The sequence below is a fragment of the Paenisporosarcina sp. FSL H8-0542 genome, from assembly GCF_038632915.1.
GTDB lineage: Bacteria > Bacillota > Bacilli > Bacillales_A > Planococcaceae > Paenisporosarcina.
The window spans coordinates 1,537,844-1,553,470 of record NZ_CP152050.1 but is presented as its reverse complement, the minus strand read 5'-3'; the positions used below and the strand labels follow the sequence as shown (position 1 = coordinate 1,553,470).

Genomic DNA, 15,627 nt, shown 5'->3' with positions numbered 1-15,627 from the left:
ATGGATTGCTAGATCTGAGAACTGAGCTAAGCGGTTTTGTTAGAAAAATTCTAGTTGACTTTATATGACATACTTTTCGATATAATAAAAAAAACCAATGAATAATAAAATTCATCGGTCATTTTAGTAAAAGTATTTTGGTTTTGAATCGGATTTTAGTTACATTGGTTGGCTTACGAATGTCCGCAAACCTAGTCATCTCAATGATTAACTCGCCATGTTTTCCAAGCGGATTTTATCAGCAATCATTGCTATGAACTCAGAATTTGTCGGTTTGCTCTTCAAGTGATGAACAGTATAACCGAATGTTTTCGAGATGGACTCATAGTTTCCGCGGTTCCAAGCGACTTCAATAGCATGACGGATTGCCCGTTCTACACGAGATGACGTTGTGTTAAATTTAATCGCAATCTCAGGGTACAAGACTTTTGTGATTGAACCCAATAATTCGATATCTTCATATACCATGTGAATAGCTTCACGTAAGTACGCGTAACCTTTGATATGAGCAGGTACACCAATTTCTTTAATAACTGCTGTAATCGTTGTATCAATCATTTTTTGATTCACTTTTTGCTGTGGTTGGCTCTGAAGAACGCTCGTACGTGGAGCACTTTCTGTCTTATGGCCCGCTACTTGAAGAATTTGATTGACTAAGCGATCAAATTCAAATGGCTTCAACATAAAGTAGGAAGCACCTAATTCCACTGCTTGTTTCATTACATCTTCTTGACCGAAAGCAGTCAGCATAATCACTTGTACTTTAGCAAAATTTTCGTTTGCCTGCATCATTTCCAGTACAGCCAATCCATCCAAGTGAGGCATGATAATATCTAGCAACAATACATCTGGTAAGTCATTTTCCATCATGGTAAGAATGACTTTTCCATTTGGAGCTGTTGTAATTACTTCAATTTGAGGATGACTTGATAAATAAGATTCTAGTGTTTTTACTAATTCTTTGTTATCATCTGCGATTGCTACTTTAATTTTTTCCATTAGTATTTCCCCCTTAAACGTCTCGCGAACATGGATGTTTGTTTTTACGGCACATTCTCCCAATTTCACACTGCAAAGTTAATTCGACATATTGTTAGTAAATCCTTTTAAGATTTGAAAAAGGAGCACATAGTCTGATGATTTAGACATTTTTCGTCTATTGTCAAGTTTTTCTAACAAAATGTCGAATAATCGTTATATACATCATAACAAATACGCAAAAAAATACCACACTTTTTACAGTGTGGTAAAAAATTTTTTCATGGATGTTTTTTCATCATTTCTTGTATTGGGATGGCTGCTCCTTTTACAGGATTGTCCACCACCATATGTGTAATGGCTCCAGCAAATTTTCCATCTTGAATAATCGGAGATCCGCTCATTCCTTGCAAAATGCCGCCAGTCTTTTTAATCAATTCTTTATCAGTGACGATAAACTGGAATGTTGTTTCTTCCACTTTGATGATTTCGATATCATAAGAATTAACGTCATTTCCATCGATTGCCGTTAATAGCTCAGCATATCCTTTCTTGATATGTTTCGCTGTTAGCGTTGGAATTGCGTCTCCAGTTTGCAAGTCCGATTCAAGCAATTCCCCAAAGACACCATATACAGTATTTTCTTTCACGTCTCCTGCTTGAACATGAACAGATGCCTGTTTGGCGATTTTGTATCCTGGATTACCGGGAGTGCTTTTGTGTATGCGGGCTATATCTGATAAAAAAATTGATCCACCTAAAAATGGTGGTGTTTCAGAAATTTGCTGATCCACTATTTGATGTCCCAATGCACCATATTCTTGGGTTTTTGGGTCAACGTATGTGATAGTACCAATTCCTTCAGTGTGATCGCGAATGAAAGGAAGCATACTTTCTAACTGATCTGTTGATACTAATACAGATTTTCTTTTATTTTCACGAAGAATTTCAATGGATACTTGTGCTTCATTCGCATTTTTACTCATTTTTTTCCAATCGTCAATTGAGCCGATGGAATTTTCATTAAATGAGACTATTTGGTCTCCACTTTTAAACCACCACTTGTCATTAATCAGTACATCATGAACAAATGTAGGTTTTTCTAACTTCAATTGCACACCAATAGACTGTCCAAGCGGGATTAAAGCATTGTCATTTTTCTCAGCCCATGAATGAGCCGGGAAGAGAATCAAAAATCCCAAAAACATGGTAACAATCCTTTTATTCGCAACACATCGCATATTTCACCTCCATTTAACGGGATGTTCTTACTATGTGTCTGAACAGCATTGTTATGAACGGTAAATTTTCGAAAAAAAAAAGCACATGCTGTAGCAGCAGTGCTTCACGATTCTATACATATGATATTTTTTTTCGTTGCTCGGCAATCGACAATAATTCTGTTGCATGGTCTAAAGTCAATGATGTAATTTCTGCACCGGACATCATACGGCTTAACTCCTGGACACGATCTTTGCCAGTAACTTCCGTTAACTTCGTCATGGTCCGTTCGCCCATCACTTGTTTTTCAATCAATAATTGTTGATCGGCCATTGCAGCTACTTGTGGCAAATGTGTAATACACAATACTTGTGAAGAACGAGAAATGTTGGCAATTTTTTCGGCAATAGCCTGAGCAACTCGTCCACTGACACCTGTATCCACTTCATCAAAAATAATGGATGTAATGCCTTGATGTTTTGAAAAAATTCCTTTTAGGGCAAGCATCATTCTAGACAATTCCCCGCCCGAAGCAATTTTGGAAATCGGTTTGGCAGGTTCACCAACATTGGTTGACATATAAAAAGATACATCATCTTTTCCGTTTTTATCAAACATGTTCAGTGTTTTAAAAATCACTTCAAAAGTAGCCTTTTCCATAAATAATTCACGAAGTTGAATCACAATTGCTTCGCTCAGCTTTTTCGCTGCTTTTTTTCTAATTAACGTTAGTTCTTTCGATTCCACTTCCAAGTCTTTTTCCACTCGATCCAGTGCTTTTTGACGTTGTTGAATTCGTTCATCGCGATTCACGAGACCATCCAGTTCATCGCCAATTTTTTGTCGATATAAAAGTATTTCTTCAATTGAGTTCCCATATTTTCTTTTTAATGACTGAATGGCAGCTAATCTTTCTTCAATGACATTTAATCGTTCTTCATCAAATTCCGATTCGTCCATCACATTCTTTAGTTGGTAGGACATTTCCTGTAGGGAATAGAAAGAATTCGATACAAGCTCAGCCTGCTCTTTGTACGTATCGTCAAATGAAGCAATATCTTCAAGTTCGCTCATGGCATTTCCAATCCAGTCCAAGCCTTTAGACTCGCCGTTTAAGGCTTCATATGCCGCAGAAATACGTTCGAATGTCTTATGGAAGTTTTGAAATTTCTTGCGTTCGAGTTGAAGATCTTCATCTTCATTTTCAATTAACTGCATCGCATCAATTTCATTAATTTGATATTGATACAAATCGATCCTCTGTGCAATTTGTTGTTCATTGTCACTGACAGAAGCCAATTCTTTTTTTAACTTTATGTACGTCTGGTAAAGACCGTTATAACTTTCTTTCGCTCGGTGAAGTTTACTTCCCGCAAATTGATCGAGCAAGGAAATATGGAAACGCTCGTCCATTAATTCCTGACTTTCGTGTTGTCCATGAATATCAATCAACGAGCCACCAATTTCTCTTAAAATGGCTATAGTCACCAATTTGCCATTTACTCGACAGACGCTTTTCCCATGATCATTAATATCTCTTCTCAAAATAACAGAATCATCGTCTACTTCGATTCCGACTTCCTGAAGCTTTTGAAATACGGGATGTTGTGGATTTTGTATAAAAAACAAGCCTTCAAGCTCTGCTTTTTTAGCACCGTGGCGTATAAATTCCTGTGAACCTCTTCCACCGGCCAGCAGGTGCACCGCATCAATAATGATGGATTTACCCGCTCCTGTTTCCCCGGTCAGCACCGTCAAACCATCAGTAAAGCTCACCGATACCTCTTCAATAATGGCAAAGTTTTTAATTGATAATTCTTTTAGCACAATGCATCACCTCTTTTAAAGCATTTCGAGTAGTCTTGTCCGAATGATATCCCGCTGATCGGTATCTTTACAAATAATCAAACACGTGTCATCGCCACAAATTGTACCCAGGATTTCTTTCCAATCTAAATGATCAATCAATGAGCCAATTGCATGTGCATTCCCTGGCAACGTTTTCATTACTAGAAAATGACTTGCTCCATCGATACTGACGAAAGCATCAGTTAACGCACGATGCAGTTTTTGCATTGGATTAAAACGCTGATCCGCAGGTAGGCTATATTTGTATCGACCATCCTGCAGTGGTACTTTGACTAAATGTAACTCTTTTATGTCCCTGGAAACAGTTGCTTGCGTCACATTGTATCCGGCATTTTTAAGGATTTCCACTAAATCATCCTGTGTTTCAATTTCGTGATTGGCTATTATATCCCGAATTCGTATATGTCGTTGCCCCTTGTTCATCAATGGTCACTCCTAAAATGAATAAATATGCTTAATTATTCATATCGTACCATTTACGGCTCTTGCGTACAAGAAAAACACGACCTACAATGTAGGCCGTGTCATGATAGTTGTGAATGTGCTTCACGCACAATTTCTTTTAAATGTTCCTCTGTAAAGGTTGTTTCATTTTCTTCCGTCGCTATTAAATGGAAAAGGAATTCTATATTCCCTTCCCCACCCGTAATCGGAGAAAAAGAAGCATTTTTTAGAGTAAAACCAGTTTGTTGTGCAAAGTTCGCGATTGTTTCAAGCACATTTATGTGGACTTTTGGATCGCGGACGACACCTTTTTTTCCGACATTTGCTTTTCCTGCTTCAAATTGAGGCTTTACCAGCGCAATAACATCACTGCCAGGTACAAGCAAAGTTTTTAATACAGGCAGAATTAGCTTCAATGATATAAATGAAACGTCGATTGTCGCGAATTCAGGCATCCCTTCTGCAAGGTCGGCAGCCGTTACATATCGGAAATTGGTACGTTCCATAACCGTGACACGTTCATCTTGTCGGATTTTCCATGCAAGCTGATTATAGCCAACATCCAGCGCATAACAGTGGCGCGCTCCGTTTTGCAGGGCACAATCCGTGAAACCGCCAGTTGAAGCTCCAATATCGAGCATCAGTTTGTCTTTAACATTCACTTGAAAGAATTCCAATGCCTTTTCAAGCTTCAAGCCGCCTCTGCTGACATAGCGCAATTCATTACCTTTTACCTGCAAAGGTGAATCCATTGCGATTTTTTCACCTGGCTTTTCCAAACGAAGTTCATTCGTATATACGGTTCCCGCCATAATTGCACGTTTTGCTTTTTCTCTTGTTTCACAAAGTCCACGTTCCACTAGAAGGACATCGACTCTTTCTTTTGGGGTTTTTATCATAATACGTGAGTACCAGCCTTACCGATCTTATTCATTTTATTTTGTATCCGGGTGATTAATTCAGCCGAATTTAAATGTATTTCATTTAACAGTTCATCAACGTTTCCGTGTTCAATAAATTGGTCTGGAATGCCCATTCGACTAACGGAAACGCCCGTATACTCATGGTCTTGCATAAATTCCAATATGCTGCTTCCAAATCCGCCTTGTAAAATCGCTTCTTCCACAGTAAATATTGGAAGATTACGTTCCACTAATTTATGCAGCATACCCTCATCAAGTGGTTTAATGAACCTTGCATTGATTACTTCTGCTTGGATACCTTCAAGTGCCAAGCGTTCTGCCGCTTCCATAGCCATTGGGATTGTGGTACCGAATGTTAAAATTGCCGCATCCGAACCTTTTCTTAAAACTTCCCATGAACCAATCGGTATGGAATGTAATTCTGCATCCATCGGAACACCGAGCCCATTCCCTCTAGGGTAGCGCAATGCAATTGGACCATCATTATAATCGATGGCGGTTTTCACCATATGCTGGCCTTCATTTTCATCTTTAGGCATCATGATCACCATATTTGGCAAATGACGTAGGAATGAAATATCGAATACGCCTTGATGGGTTTCCCCGTCAGCGCCAACAAGCCCTGAACGGTCAATTCCGATGAAGACATTTAAATTTTGACGACAAATATCATGTAAAACTTGGTCATATGCGCGTTGCAGGAAAGTTGAGTAGATGGCTAAAAACGGTTTCATGTCTTGTGTGGCAAGGCCAGCCGCCATAGTGGCTGCATGTTGTTCAGCAATGCCGACGTCATACATGCGTTCAGGGAATTCAGACGCAAAGCCTTCTAATTTCGAACCAACTGGCATAGCAGGTGTTATAGCTACAATCCGCTCATCTTCACGTGCAAGTTTACGCACGGTTTCAGCGACCAATCCACTCCATGAAGGTGCTTTAGTCGAAGACTTTACGAATGCACCGGTCTCCATTTTATAAGGACCTGTCCCATGCCAAGTACCAATTTTATCTTCTTCTGCCGGGCGGTACCCTTTGCCTTTTTTCGTGATGACATGAACCAATACTGGTCCCTTCATTTTTTTCGCGTATAACAAATTCTCTTGCAAATCTTCGTAATTATGTCCGTCAATAGGACCTAAATACGTAAATCCAAGTTCTTCGAAAAACACACCTGAAACTAGTAAATATTTTAAACTGTCTTTAACCCGTTCCGCCGTAGCTGCCAGTTTTCCACCGACTGCCGGGATTTTTTTCAACAAATATTCCAGTTCGTCTTTAGCCTTTTTATATTTACCGGCTGTGCGAAGTTTTCCTAATACTGTATGGAGTGCGCCAACGTTAGGCGCGATTGACATTTCATTATCATTCAAAATAACAATCATATTGGTCTTTTCATGTCCAATGTGATTCAGTGCTTCTAAAGCCATTCCACCTGTAAGAGCTCCATCCCCGATAATGGGAATGATATGGTTTTTATCTTTTTTAATATCACGTGCAGCTGCCATACCCATCGCAGCAGACAACGAAGTTGAGCTGTGACCTGTTTCCCAAACATCATGTTCACTTTCATTGCGCTTTGGAAAACCGCACAACCCTTTATATTGACGTAATGTATCAAATTGATTTGCACGACCAGTCAAAATTTTATGGACATACGCTTGATGTCCTACATCCCATATAAATTTATCATCTGGACTATTAAAAATACGGTGAAGAGATACAGTCAGTTCGACCACACCCAAGTTAGGACCAATATGTCCACCAGTGACCGATAATTTTTCAATTAAAAACGAACGAATATCTTCACTTAAAGTCAATAGTTCATCTTGAGATAATTCTTTAATAAAGGATGGACTTGTAATTGTATTTAAATCCACCGACATCACACACCTTTACACAATACTTGCGATTATTATCTTTCATTATATCAATGTCGTACGAATGTACAAACATTAACTATTTGCTGCGATTAACGATGTAAGCAGCCAATTCATCCAATAGACCAGGCTCACTTGAAATGTGGCGAAGTGATTCGATAGATTGGTTATAGTGCCAATCACGTTTTATTTTCGCTCCATCCAGTGTTAATAATGCAGGGTACGTATTTTTTTCACTCGCAACATCTTTTCCTGCAGTTTTTCCTAATGACTCTGTGGTTCCTTCTATATCCAAAATATCATCCTGAATTTGAAATGCCAGTCCGATATGGAAACCAAAATCTTGCAACGCCTTTCTAGTACTGGCATCCGCCGAAGCCAAAATCGCACCTGCTAAAATGCTAAAGGATAATAAAGCACCCGTTTTATTGATATGTATGGTTTCCAATTCTTCTACAGAAATGATTTTTCTTTCGCTTTCAATATCCAAAACTTGTCCGCCAACCATACCTTCAGCTCCTGCAGCCTCGCTCATCAATTGTATAAGTTCCAGTTTGTCTTCTGCGGGTACTGTTTTCAAACGAGAAAGTACGCCAAAACTATATGTTAACAATCCATCTCCAGCTAAAATCGCCAACGCGTCCCCATAAACTTTATGGTTAGTTAATTTCCCACGGCGGTAATCATCATTATCCATGCTCGGTAGGTCATCATGGATTAGAGAATAGGTATGAACCATTTCAATAGCTGCTCCAACTGTAGAGGCTTCTGAATGTTTAACTTGTAAAAAGTCTAAGACAGCCAGTAAAAATAATGGCCTTACCCTTTTGCCTCCTGCAGCCAATGAATAATTCATCGCTTCTTTCAAAATTTCAGGTGCATTGATCGACTGAACTTGCTCGGTCAATTGACGGTCTATTTCTGGAATATTCAGTTCAGTAAAATTTTGCAAACAAGTCATTGTGATGCATCCTCTTTTTCGATGGCTTCAAATGGCACTTTTTCACCGCTGTCATCCATGATTGAAATCAATTGTTTTTCTGCATTGTGCAATTTCTCGTGGCATACCGTCGACATTTCCATTCCCTTTTTATAAAGTGAAATAGCATCCTCAAGAGGAACATCGCCTTGCTCCAGCTGACGTACAATTTCCTCTAATTGTTGAATTGCTTGGTCAAAAGATACGTTGGTTTTTGTCATGATGATTCTCCTTTAGACTGTTTGTTTATAGAGTCTATAGATGCGATTATGACTCCATCTTGTAATTTGATATGAAGTGGTTGATCTGGATTGATATCTTCAATTGATTTGACAACTTGATCATTTTGATAGGTCAGACTGTAGCCCCGATCCATGATTTTCAGCGGGTTCAATGCTTCCAGTAACTGAATCATATTACTGAAAGAACGAGCTTTCGTTTGTACATTTTTTTGAGCTGCCATATGCAAACGTTGTTGAGAAGCCTGTACATTTTTTTGATGTAGCAAAACCATTCTTTGTGGACTTTGCAATGACAGACGCATGGTTTGCTGTGCAAGGTGTTGTTGTTTTTGTTGGAAAATCGTACGTCCGTTTCTCTCCATCTGTTCATTCGCTCGGGTCAGTCTTTCAACAAACGGTCGGTATAATCTTTCAGGATAGGCCAGTGGATATGCAGACATCACCCGCGTCAACCTTTTTCGCTCCTGTGATAAAATAGCCGTAACGATCGATACCATTTGCGATTTTCTATTGGATACACGTTCAAGCAAATCCAGTTGATTTGGTACGGCAAGCTCTGCTGCTGCAGTTGGCGTTGGTGCGCGAAGATCTGAGACATAGTCAGCGATTGTCGTATCCGTTTCATGTCCGACAGCACTAATAATAGGAATGGTACTATTCGCAATTTCCCGCGCAACGATTTCTTCGTTGAAAGCCCATAAGTCTTCAATCGACCCGCCCCCGCGTCCAACAATACAAACATCAAGATCCGGATAGCTATGAGCACGTTTTAATGCTTTTACGATACTTGGCGCTGCACCAGCCCCTTGAACCAGAGCTGGAAAAATGATAACTTCTGCCAAAGGATAACGGCGGCTCAAAGTCGTGACAATATCCCGAATGGCTGCACCTGTTGAAGCTGTAATAACACCAATCTTTTGAGGGTATTTTGGAATCTGTTTCTTTCTAGAAGGATGGAAAAGTCCTTCTTTCGCCAATTTTTCTTTCAGCTGTTCAAAGGCTACAAATAGTTCTCCAATACCATCAGGCTGCATCAATTGTGCATACAACTGATATTGGCCTGAGCCTTCATAAACATTCACATCACCTTGCAAAAGAACATTCATTCCGCTCTCCGGTTTAAATTTCAAACTTCTTGCTTGTGCCGCAAACATAACAGCAGGCATTCTTGTTTGATCGTCTTTAATCGTGAAGTAAATGTGTCCGCTTGTATGTATTTTGACATTGGATAGTTCCCCTTTGACATAAACATTGCGCAAATGAGGATCCGCATCAAATTTTCTTTTTATGTATTTGGTCAGTGCTTTCACTGTTAAATATGTCGATGCAGTCACGTGCATTCAAACTCCTCACGAAGAAGAAATAGAAAAGCTGTCTTTCTATAAGAAAAACAGCTTCTTCCCTTTATTTTACCTGTTTTAACTTCATTTGTCTTGACGCAACTCATTTTCTGCAGATTGTACGGTGTTGGCCATTAACATGGTGATTGTCATGGGTCCCACTCCGCCTGGAACAGGTGTTATGTATGAAGCTTTTTCTTTTACTGCTTCAAAATCCACATCTCCACACAGGCGATTGTTTTCATCACGATTCATACCTACATCGATGACGACCGCTCCGTTTTTGACGTATTCACTCGTAATGAATTTCGTTTTACCAACTGCCACCACGAGAATATCAGCCTGCAAGGTAATTTCTTGTAGGTTCGGCGTCTTAGAATGCGCATATGTCACGGTTGCATCTTTTTGTAAAAGTAATTGGCCCATTGGTTTTCCTACAATATGGCTACGTCCTATGACAACAGCGTGTTTGCCTGCAAGATCAATTCCAGAGTATTCCAGAAGTTTCATGACCCCGTATGGCGTGCATGGAAGGAAAGTCTCCTGTCCGAGCATCATTTTTCCAACACTGATTGGATGGAAACCATCTACATCCTTAGTTGGGGAAATGGCTGCCAATACGGCAGATTCTCCAATGTGCTTCGGTAATGGTAACTGAACTAATATGCCATGAATGGTTGGGTCTTCATTCAGTGATTGAATCGTATGCACGAGTTCACTTTCAGTTAAATCTGACTCAAAAGAAAGTAAACGTGAATTCATACCAAGTGCTTCACACGTTTTTTGTTTATTGGAAACATAGGTTTTCGAAGCTGCGTTGTCACCGACTAAAATAACCGCTAAGCCTGGAGTAATGCCTTGATTTTTTAAGTGAATGATACGTTCAGATAAATCATTGCGTATCGCTTGTCCAATTTCTTTTCCATTAATTAATGCACTCGACATGTCTTTATTCCCCCTGCTGTCAGTTAGAAGTCTCGACCGTATATTTAGATAGAACTCCGTTCACAAACTTGCTTGATTTCTCATCACCAAACGTTTTACATAATTCAATCGCTTCATTCATGACTACTTTTGAAGGTGCATCCTGCATAAATAACAATTCATAAACTGCCAAGCGCAATACCGTGCGTTCGATCTTAGGTAAACGATCCAAAGACCAATTTTCTAACTTTGTTTTAAGTGATTCATCTATTTGCGTTAGTTGTTCAGTCGTTCCACGTACAAGCTTTTCATAGAAAGGATCATTGTCGCCATCTAAAACGTGGCTCATTGCATCTTCTATTGTTAACTCGGTGTTTTCTAACTGAAACAAAGTTTGCAACGCTTTTTCACGGGCTTCTCTACGTTTCATGGGTAGTCTCCTTTTATATGCATTCGAACACATCATAGCATATTTTGCGTACACAAGACATCCTCAAAGGGAAGTTCGAATGTTCAGAAAAAGTACTCCATCAAATTTCTGAATGAAGTGAAAATCACTTAATCTCATCCAACGTAATAACCTATCCTTTTTATTATTGTTTATTAACGTTATCTTTGCTCGAAAGCCCAAGAAGTTCGGCCATTACTATGCGCGTTTCAATCATTTCCCATAATAAAAATGAGGCTCATTTCAATCAAGAAATGAGCCTCTTCCTATTTAAATCGCTAATTTTTCTGAGAATTGGCTATTGTAAAGATCTGCATAGAAACCATTTCTCTCCAATAATTCAACATGATCCCCTTGTTCAATCACTTTCCCTTGGTCCATCACCAAAATCAAATCCGCATCCTTAATCGTTGACAGACGATGGGCAATAACAAAGCTGGTACGGTCTTCCATCAAACGGTTCATCGCCTTTTGGATGAAGATTTCCGTACGTGTGTCCACACTGGAAGTAGCTTCATCCAGTATCATGATAGGTGGATCCGCCAGGACCGCTCTTGCGATTGTCAGAAGTTGTTTTTGCCCTTGTGATATATTCGAAGCTTCTTCGTTCAACACGGTATCATAACCATCCGGTAGTGTACGGATGAAATGGTCAGCATGGGCCGTACGGGCAGCCTCGAAGATTTCTTCATCTGTTGAACCACTTTTTCCATACGCGATATTGTCCTTGATCGTTCCATTGAAGAGCCACGTATCCTGAAGAACCATTCCAAAACTCTTGCGGAGATCGTTTCGGGACATGTTCCGTGTATCAAGACCATCGATTTTGATCTTTCCGCCATTGAGTTCATAAAATCTCATCAATAGATTGATCATCGTCGTTTTTCCTGCCCCGGTAGGCCCAACGATTGCAACGGTCTGACCAGGCAACACATCGATGTTCATGTCTTGGATCAACAAATCATCTTCATACCCAAAATCCACACTTTCGAATGTCACAGCGCCATTGGCACGCTTCAGACTGTCGGTCGTCACTTCTTTCATCTCTTCTGCTTCTTCGAGCAGTTCAAATACCCGCTCTGCAGCTGCAACCGTGGACTGAATGATGTTCGCGATGTTGGCTGTTTGTGTGATTGGTTGTGTGAACTGTTTTGAATAAGTGATGAAAGCTTGTATGTCACCTATTGAGATGGCACGCTGCGTTACCAAAATTCCTCCCACAACACTGATTAGGACATAACTTAAATTCCCAATGAAGAACATCATCGGCATGATGATACCAGAAATGAATTGAGCTTTGCTTCCCGCTTCATACAATTCTTCATTGACCTTATCAAACTGAGCAACGGACTTTTTCTCATACCCGAACGCTTTAACCACTTGGTGACCAGTATACATTTCTTCGATGTGCCCATTCAGCTGGCCAAGTGTACGCTGCTGATCGGCAAAGTGTTTTTGGGATTTTTTCAGGATCGGTTTTATCACAAATATAGACAGCGGTAAACTGACAATTGATATCAGCGTCAATAATGGACTGATCGAAAGCATCATGATGATAATCCCTAATATTGTCACGATCGAGGTAATGAATTGAGTTAGACTTTGTTGCAACGTGCTCCCTATTGTATCGATATCATTTGTCATACGGCTGAGCGTTTCGCCGTTTGATCGCCCATCAAAATATTTGAGCGGCAGTTTTTCAAGCTTATGATTGACGTCTTCCCTTAGATCGTAAACCGTTTCCTGTGCAACACTCGACATAATATACTGTTGCACATAGTTGAAAAGGCTACTTAAAACATAGAGCCCAACAAGGACCAGAAGAATCTGCCCAATTTTATCGAAATTGATGGCTGCACCAGGTATCCCTTGGAATTTCCCGTATGCACCCTCAAATAGTTCCGTGATTGCCGTCCCCATTATTTTTGGTCCAACGATCATAAATATGGTACTCAAGATTGCTGCAAAGAAAACGGCAACCAATTTGTTTCGACGCGGCTTCAAATAAGTCAAAAGACGTCTCAGTGTCCCTTTGAAATCTTTTGCTTTTTGCCCGCCCATCATCATCATGTTACCGCCACCAGGACCGTGCCCCGGCCCACCACTTTGAGGTTTTTTTTGATTGGTCATGCGATTTCCTCCTCTGAAAGCTGTGATAGGGCGATTTCACGGTATACATCATTTGTTGCAAGCAACTCTTGGTGAGTCCCCAAACCGACTATTCGTCCTTCGTCCAACACGATGATCCGATTCGCGTCGACCACTGTGCTGACACGTTGTGCAACCAGTAACACCGTCGCATTTTTCGTTTCATCTTTCAAGGCTGCCCGGAGTTTGGCATCTGTCTTGAAATCAAGTGCGGAAAAGCTGTCATCGAATATATAAAGATCCGGTTTTCGAATGAGCGCTCTAGCTATCGACAGCCGTTGCTTTTGCCCGCCGGACAAGTTCGAGCCACCTTGTTCGATTTCTGCAGCATAGCCTTCTTTCATCTTGCCAATGAAATCATCTGCTTGTGCAATAGTAGCCGCGTGCTCCATTTCATCCTGCGAGGCATCCTGTTTTCCAAAGCGAATGTTATCGGCAATCGTTCCCGTGAAAAGTATAGCTTTTTGTGGAACGAAACCGATTTTCGAACGGATTTCATCTTGTGACGCCTTGCGGATATCAACACCGTTTACGCGAATGCTTCCACTTGATATGTCATAAAACCGTGGAATCAAATTGACGAGAGTTGATTTTCCAGATCCTGTCCCGCCAATGATGGCGGTAATTTCACCAGGTTTGGCCGTAAAGCTGATGTCGGATAAGGCAGGTTCTTCCGCTCCTGGATAGCTGAATGTCACATGCTCAAATTCAAGCGTCCCTCTTTCACGATCTGCCTTTTCCGTTCCTTCATCCAAGAAAGACGGTTTCATTTCCAGTACTTCGTTAATTCGTTTCGCAGACACAGCAGCACGTGGAATCATGACGAACATCATGGATGCCATGACAAGAGCAAACATGATTTGCATGACGTATTGGATAAACGCCATCAAGTCACCGATTTGCATTGCTCCATTATCGATCCGAATCCCACCGAACCAAATGATGCCGACGACTGTTAAGTTCATGACAAGCATCATTACAGGCATCAAAAACGCCATGACTTTATTTACTTTAATCGAAACATCCGTCAACTCTTTATTTGCTTGCTTCATGCGCACTTTCTCTTCGGTTTCCCGATTGAACGCGCGAATGACGCGAATCCCCGTGAGGTTCTCGCGTAAGACCAGATTCAAGCGATCCAGACGTTCTTGCACCGTTTGAAAAAGAGGTACCCCTTTTTTCAGAATCAGCAGGACGGAACCAATCAATACAGGCATGGTGGCAACAATCACCAATGATAATTTGGCATCTTTCGATACGGCCATGATGACCCCGCCTATTAACATGATCGGTGCACTGACAACCATTCTGAGCATCATGATGACGACTTGCTGGACTTGCGTGATGTCATTTGTTGTTCTCGTGATCAGTGAAGCGGTTCCCACCTCGTCAAATTCCTGCAATGAAAACTTCCCGACATGATTGAAGACTTTTCTGCGAATGTCACGTCCGAGTCCCATAGCCGCTTTGGAAGAATAATAGCTTGCAATGACTGATGCAGTGGCTCCAAGTGATGAAACCAACAGCATGAATCCTCCAATTTTCCAAATATAAGGGGTGTCTCCCGTAACAACACCTTTATCAATGATGTCCGCCATCAGTGTTGGTAAAAAGAGGTCAGCCATCGATTGAATGAATACGAGTCCGATAACCGCGATTACAAGCCACTTATAAACGGATAAATATTTCAGTAATTTTATCAATTTGAACACTCCTCTTGTCCCAGTTCTTCCAGATGCTTTGTAATTTGTTGATGGGTACCAAGCAGTTCCTCGAATTGCTTATCAGTCAGGGATTCCGCAACCGATTGAAATGTTTGGTGAATGCCATTTTCTTGCATATGAATCTCTTTGATCCGTGCCAATCCGTTTTCGCTGAGTGACAACAAAACCTCCCGTCGGTTCCCTTCGACTTGTTGACGGTTCAGCAAACCTTCCCGAACCAACCCATCTACAGCTTGACTCAGAGTACTTTTGGGGAGAAAGGTTTTCTCGCCCACGTTTTTTTGAGTCATTTCCTTATGGATGACGATGGTCATCAATATTGTGTACTGGGGAATGGATAATCCATTTTCCACCGCTGACTTCTGGACGAACCTCATCATGTTCTTTTGAATGCTCGAAAATGAACGTAATAATTGAATGGACCTTGTTAAATTTTGATTTTCATTGTCCAATTGACTCCTCACCATTCCTTCCTAAACGAACTGTTCCGAATCGAACAGTTCGTTTTTG

Annotated in this window: 14 protein-coding genes; all 14 read right to left on the bottom strand. The window is 40.6% G+C overall.

Going from position 1 to position 15,627, the window contains the following annotated elements; genetic code table 11:
• Positions 1-207: 207 nt before the first annotated feature.
• The 14 genes from spo0A to MHH33_RS08190 all read right to left on the bottom strand — a co-directional run bounded on the left by spo0A (position 208) and on the right by MHH33_RS08190 (position 15,584).
• Positions 208-999, bottom strand: a complete 792-nt coding sequence (gene spo0A, locus MHH33_RS08255; protein WP_342543519.1) for a sporulation transcription factor Spo0A — start codon at positions 997-999, stop codon at positions 208-210.
• Between the two features lie 260 nt (positions 1,000-1,259).
• Complete coding sequence (locus tag MHH33_RS08250) at positions 1,260-2,219, bottom strand: SpoIVB peptidase S55 domain-containing protein (protein ID WP_016426980.1); 960 nt, start codon at positions 2,217-2,219, stop codon at positions 1,260-1,262.
• 112 nt (positions 2,220-2,331) lie between these two features.
• Complete coding sequence (gene recN / locus MHH33_RS08245) at positions 2,332-4,026, bottom strand: DNA repair protein RecN (RefSeq protein ID WP_342543515.1); 1,695 nt, start codon at positions 4,024-4,026, stop codon at positions 2,332-2,334.
• 15 nt (positions 4,027-4,041) lie between these two features.
• Positions 4,042-4,491: a transcriptional regulator ArgR gene (gene argR / locus MHH33_RS08240; RefSeq protein WP_016426978.1), complete on the bottom strand. Its 450-nt coding sequence runs from the start codon at positions 4,489-4,491 to the stop codon at positions 4,042-4,044.
• A gap of 101 nt (positions 4,492-4,592) precedes the next feature.
• On the bottom strand, positions 4,593-5,411 hold the full coding sequence (locus MHH33_RS08235; protein ID WP_342543513.1) for a TlyA family RNA methyltransferase: 819 nt from the start codon (positions 5,409-5,411) through the stop codon (positions 4,593-4,595).
• On the bottom strand, positions 5,408-7,312 hold the full coding sequence (gene dxs, locus MHH33_RS08230) for a 1-deoxy-D-xylulose-5-phosphate synthase (RefSeq protein ID WP_342543512.1): 1,905 nt from the start codon (positions 7,310-7,312) through the stop codon (positions 5,408-5,410). The genes MHH33_RS08235 and dxs overlap by 4 nt, the downstream gene beginning before the upstream one ends.
• A 79-nt stretch (positions 7,313-7,391) precedes the next feature.
• Complete coding sequence (locus tag MHH33_RS08225) at positions 7,392-8,273, bottom strand: polyprenyl synthetase family protein (protein ID WP_342543511.1); 882 nt, start codon at positions 8,271-8,273, stop codon at positions 7,392-7,394.
• On the bottom strand, positions 8,270-8,512 hold the full coding sequence (locus tag MHH33_RS08220; RefSeq protein WP_016426974.1) for an exodeoxyribonuclease VII small subunit: 243 nt from the start codon (positions 8,510-8,512) through the stop codon (positions 8,270-8,272). Before MHH33_RS08220 ends, MHH33_RS08225 begins: the two co-directional genes overlap by 4 nt.
• Positions 8,509-9,867 carry an exodeoxyribonuclease VII large subunit gene (gene xseA / locus MHH33_RS08215; protein WP_342543510.1) on the bottom strand — a complete coding sequence of 453 codons (1,359 nt, stop codon included), beginning with the start codon at positions 9,865-9,867 and terminating at the stop codon, positions 8,509-8,511. Before xseA ends, MHH33_RS08220 begins: the two co-directional genes overlap by 4 nt.
• Positions 9,868-9,957: 90 nt before the next feature.
• Positions 9,958-10,818: a bifunctional methylenetetrahydrofolate dehydrogenase/methenyltetrahydrofolate cyclohydrolase FolD gene (gene folD / locus MHH33_RS08210; RefSeq protein WP_342543509.1), complete on the bottom strand. Its 861-nt coding sequence runs from the start codon at positions 10,816-10,818 to the stop codon at positions 9,958-9,960.
• A gap of 19 nt (positions 10,819-10,837) precedes the next feature.
• Positions 10,838-11,227: a transcription antitermination factor NusB gene (gene nusB, locus MHH33_RS08205; protein ID WP_016426971.1), complete on the bottom strand. Its 390-nt coding sequence runs from the start codon at positions 11,225-11,227 to the stop codon at positions 10,838-10,840.
• Positions 11,228-11,515: 288 nt separating this feature from the next.
• Positions 11,516-13,375, bottom strand: coding sequence for an ABC transporter ATP-binding protein (locus MHH33_RS08200; protein WP_342543508.1), 1,860 nt, complete (start codon positions 13,373-13,375; stop codon positions 11,516-11,518).
• Positions 13,372-15,096, bottom strand: coding sequence for an ABC transporter ATP-binding protein (locus tag MHH33_RS08195; RefSeq protein WP_342543507.1), 1,725 nt, complete (start codon positions 15,094-15,096; stop codon positions 13,372-13,374). Before MHH33_RS08195 ends, MHH33_RS08200 begins: the two co-directional genes overlap by 4 nt.
• Entirely contained in the window at positions 15,093-15,584 is a 492-nt protein-coding gene (locus tag MHH33_RS08190; RefSeq protein WP_342543506.1) for a MarR family transcriptional regulator, read from the bottom strand. Before MHH33_RS08190 ends, MHH33_RS08195 begins: the two co-directional genes overlap by 4 nt.
• Between the last annotated feature and the right edge of the window lie 43 nt (positions 15,585-15,627).

What these genes read in the sequence shown, in the direction of transcription:
- spo0A (WP_342543519.1), bottom strand. Translation starts at nt 999, where the DNA reads ATGGAAAAAATTAAAGTAGCAATCGCAGATGATAACAAAGAATTAGTA.
- MHH33_RS08250 (WP_016426980.1), bottom strand. Translation starts at nt 2,219, where the DNA reads ATGCGATGTGTTGCGAATAAAAGGATTGTTACCATGTTTTTGGGATTT.
- argR (WP_016426978.1), bottom strand. Translation starts at nt 4,491, where the DNA reads ATGAACAAGGGGCAACGACATATACGAATTCGGGATATAATAGCCAAT.
- MHH33_RS08235 (WP_342543513.1), bottom strand. Translation starts at nt 5,411, where the DNA reads ATGATAAAAACCCCAAAAGAAAGAGTCGATGTCCTTCTAGTGGAACGT.
- MHH33_RS08225 (WP_342543511.1), bottom strand. Translation starts at nt 8,273, where the DNA reads ATGACTTGTTTGCAAAATTTTACTGAACTGAATATTCCAGAAATAGAC.
- MHH33_RS08220 (WP_016426974.1), bottom strand. Translation starts at nt 8,512, where the DNA reads ATGACAAAAACCAACGTATCTTTTGACCAAGCAATTCAACAATTAGAG.
- folD (WP_342543509.1), bottom strand. Translation starts at nt 10,818, where the DNA reads ATGTCGAGTGCATTAATTAATGGAAAAGAAATTGGACAAGCGATACGC.
- nusB (WP_016426971.1), bottom strand. Translation starts at nt 11,227, where the DNA reads ATGAAACGTAGAGAAGCCCGTGAAAAAGCGTTGCAAACTTTGTTTCAG.
- MHH33_RS08200 (WP_342543508.1), bottom strand. Translation starts at nt 13,375, where the DNA reads ATGACCAATCAAAAAAAACCTCAAAGTGGTGGGCCGGGGCACGGTCCT.
- MHH33_RS08190 (WP_342543506.1), bottom strand. Translation starts at nt 15,584, where the DNA reads ATGGTGAGGAGTCAATTGGACAATGAAAATCAAAATTTAACAAGGTCC.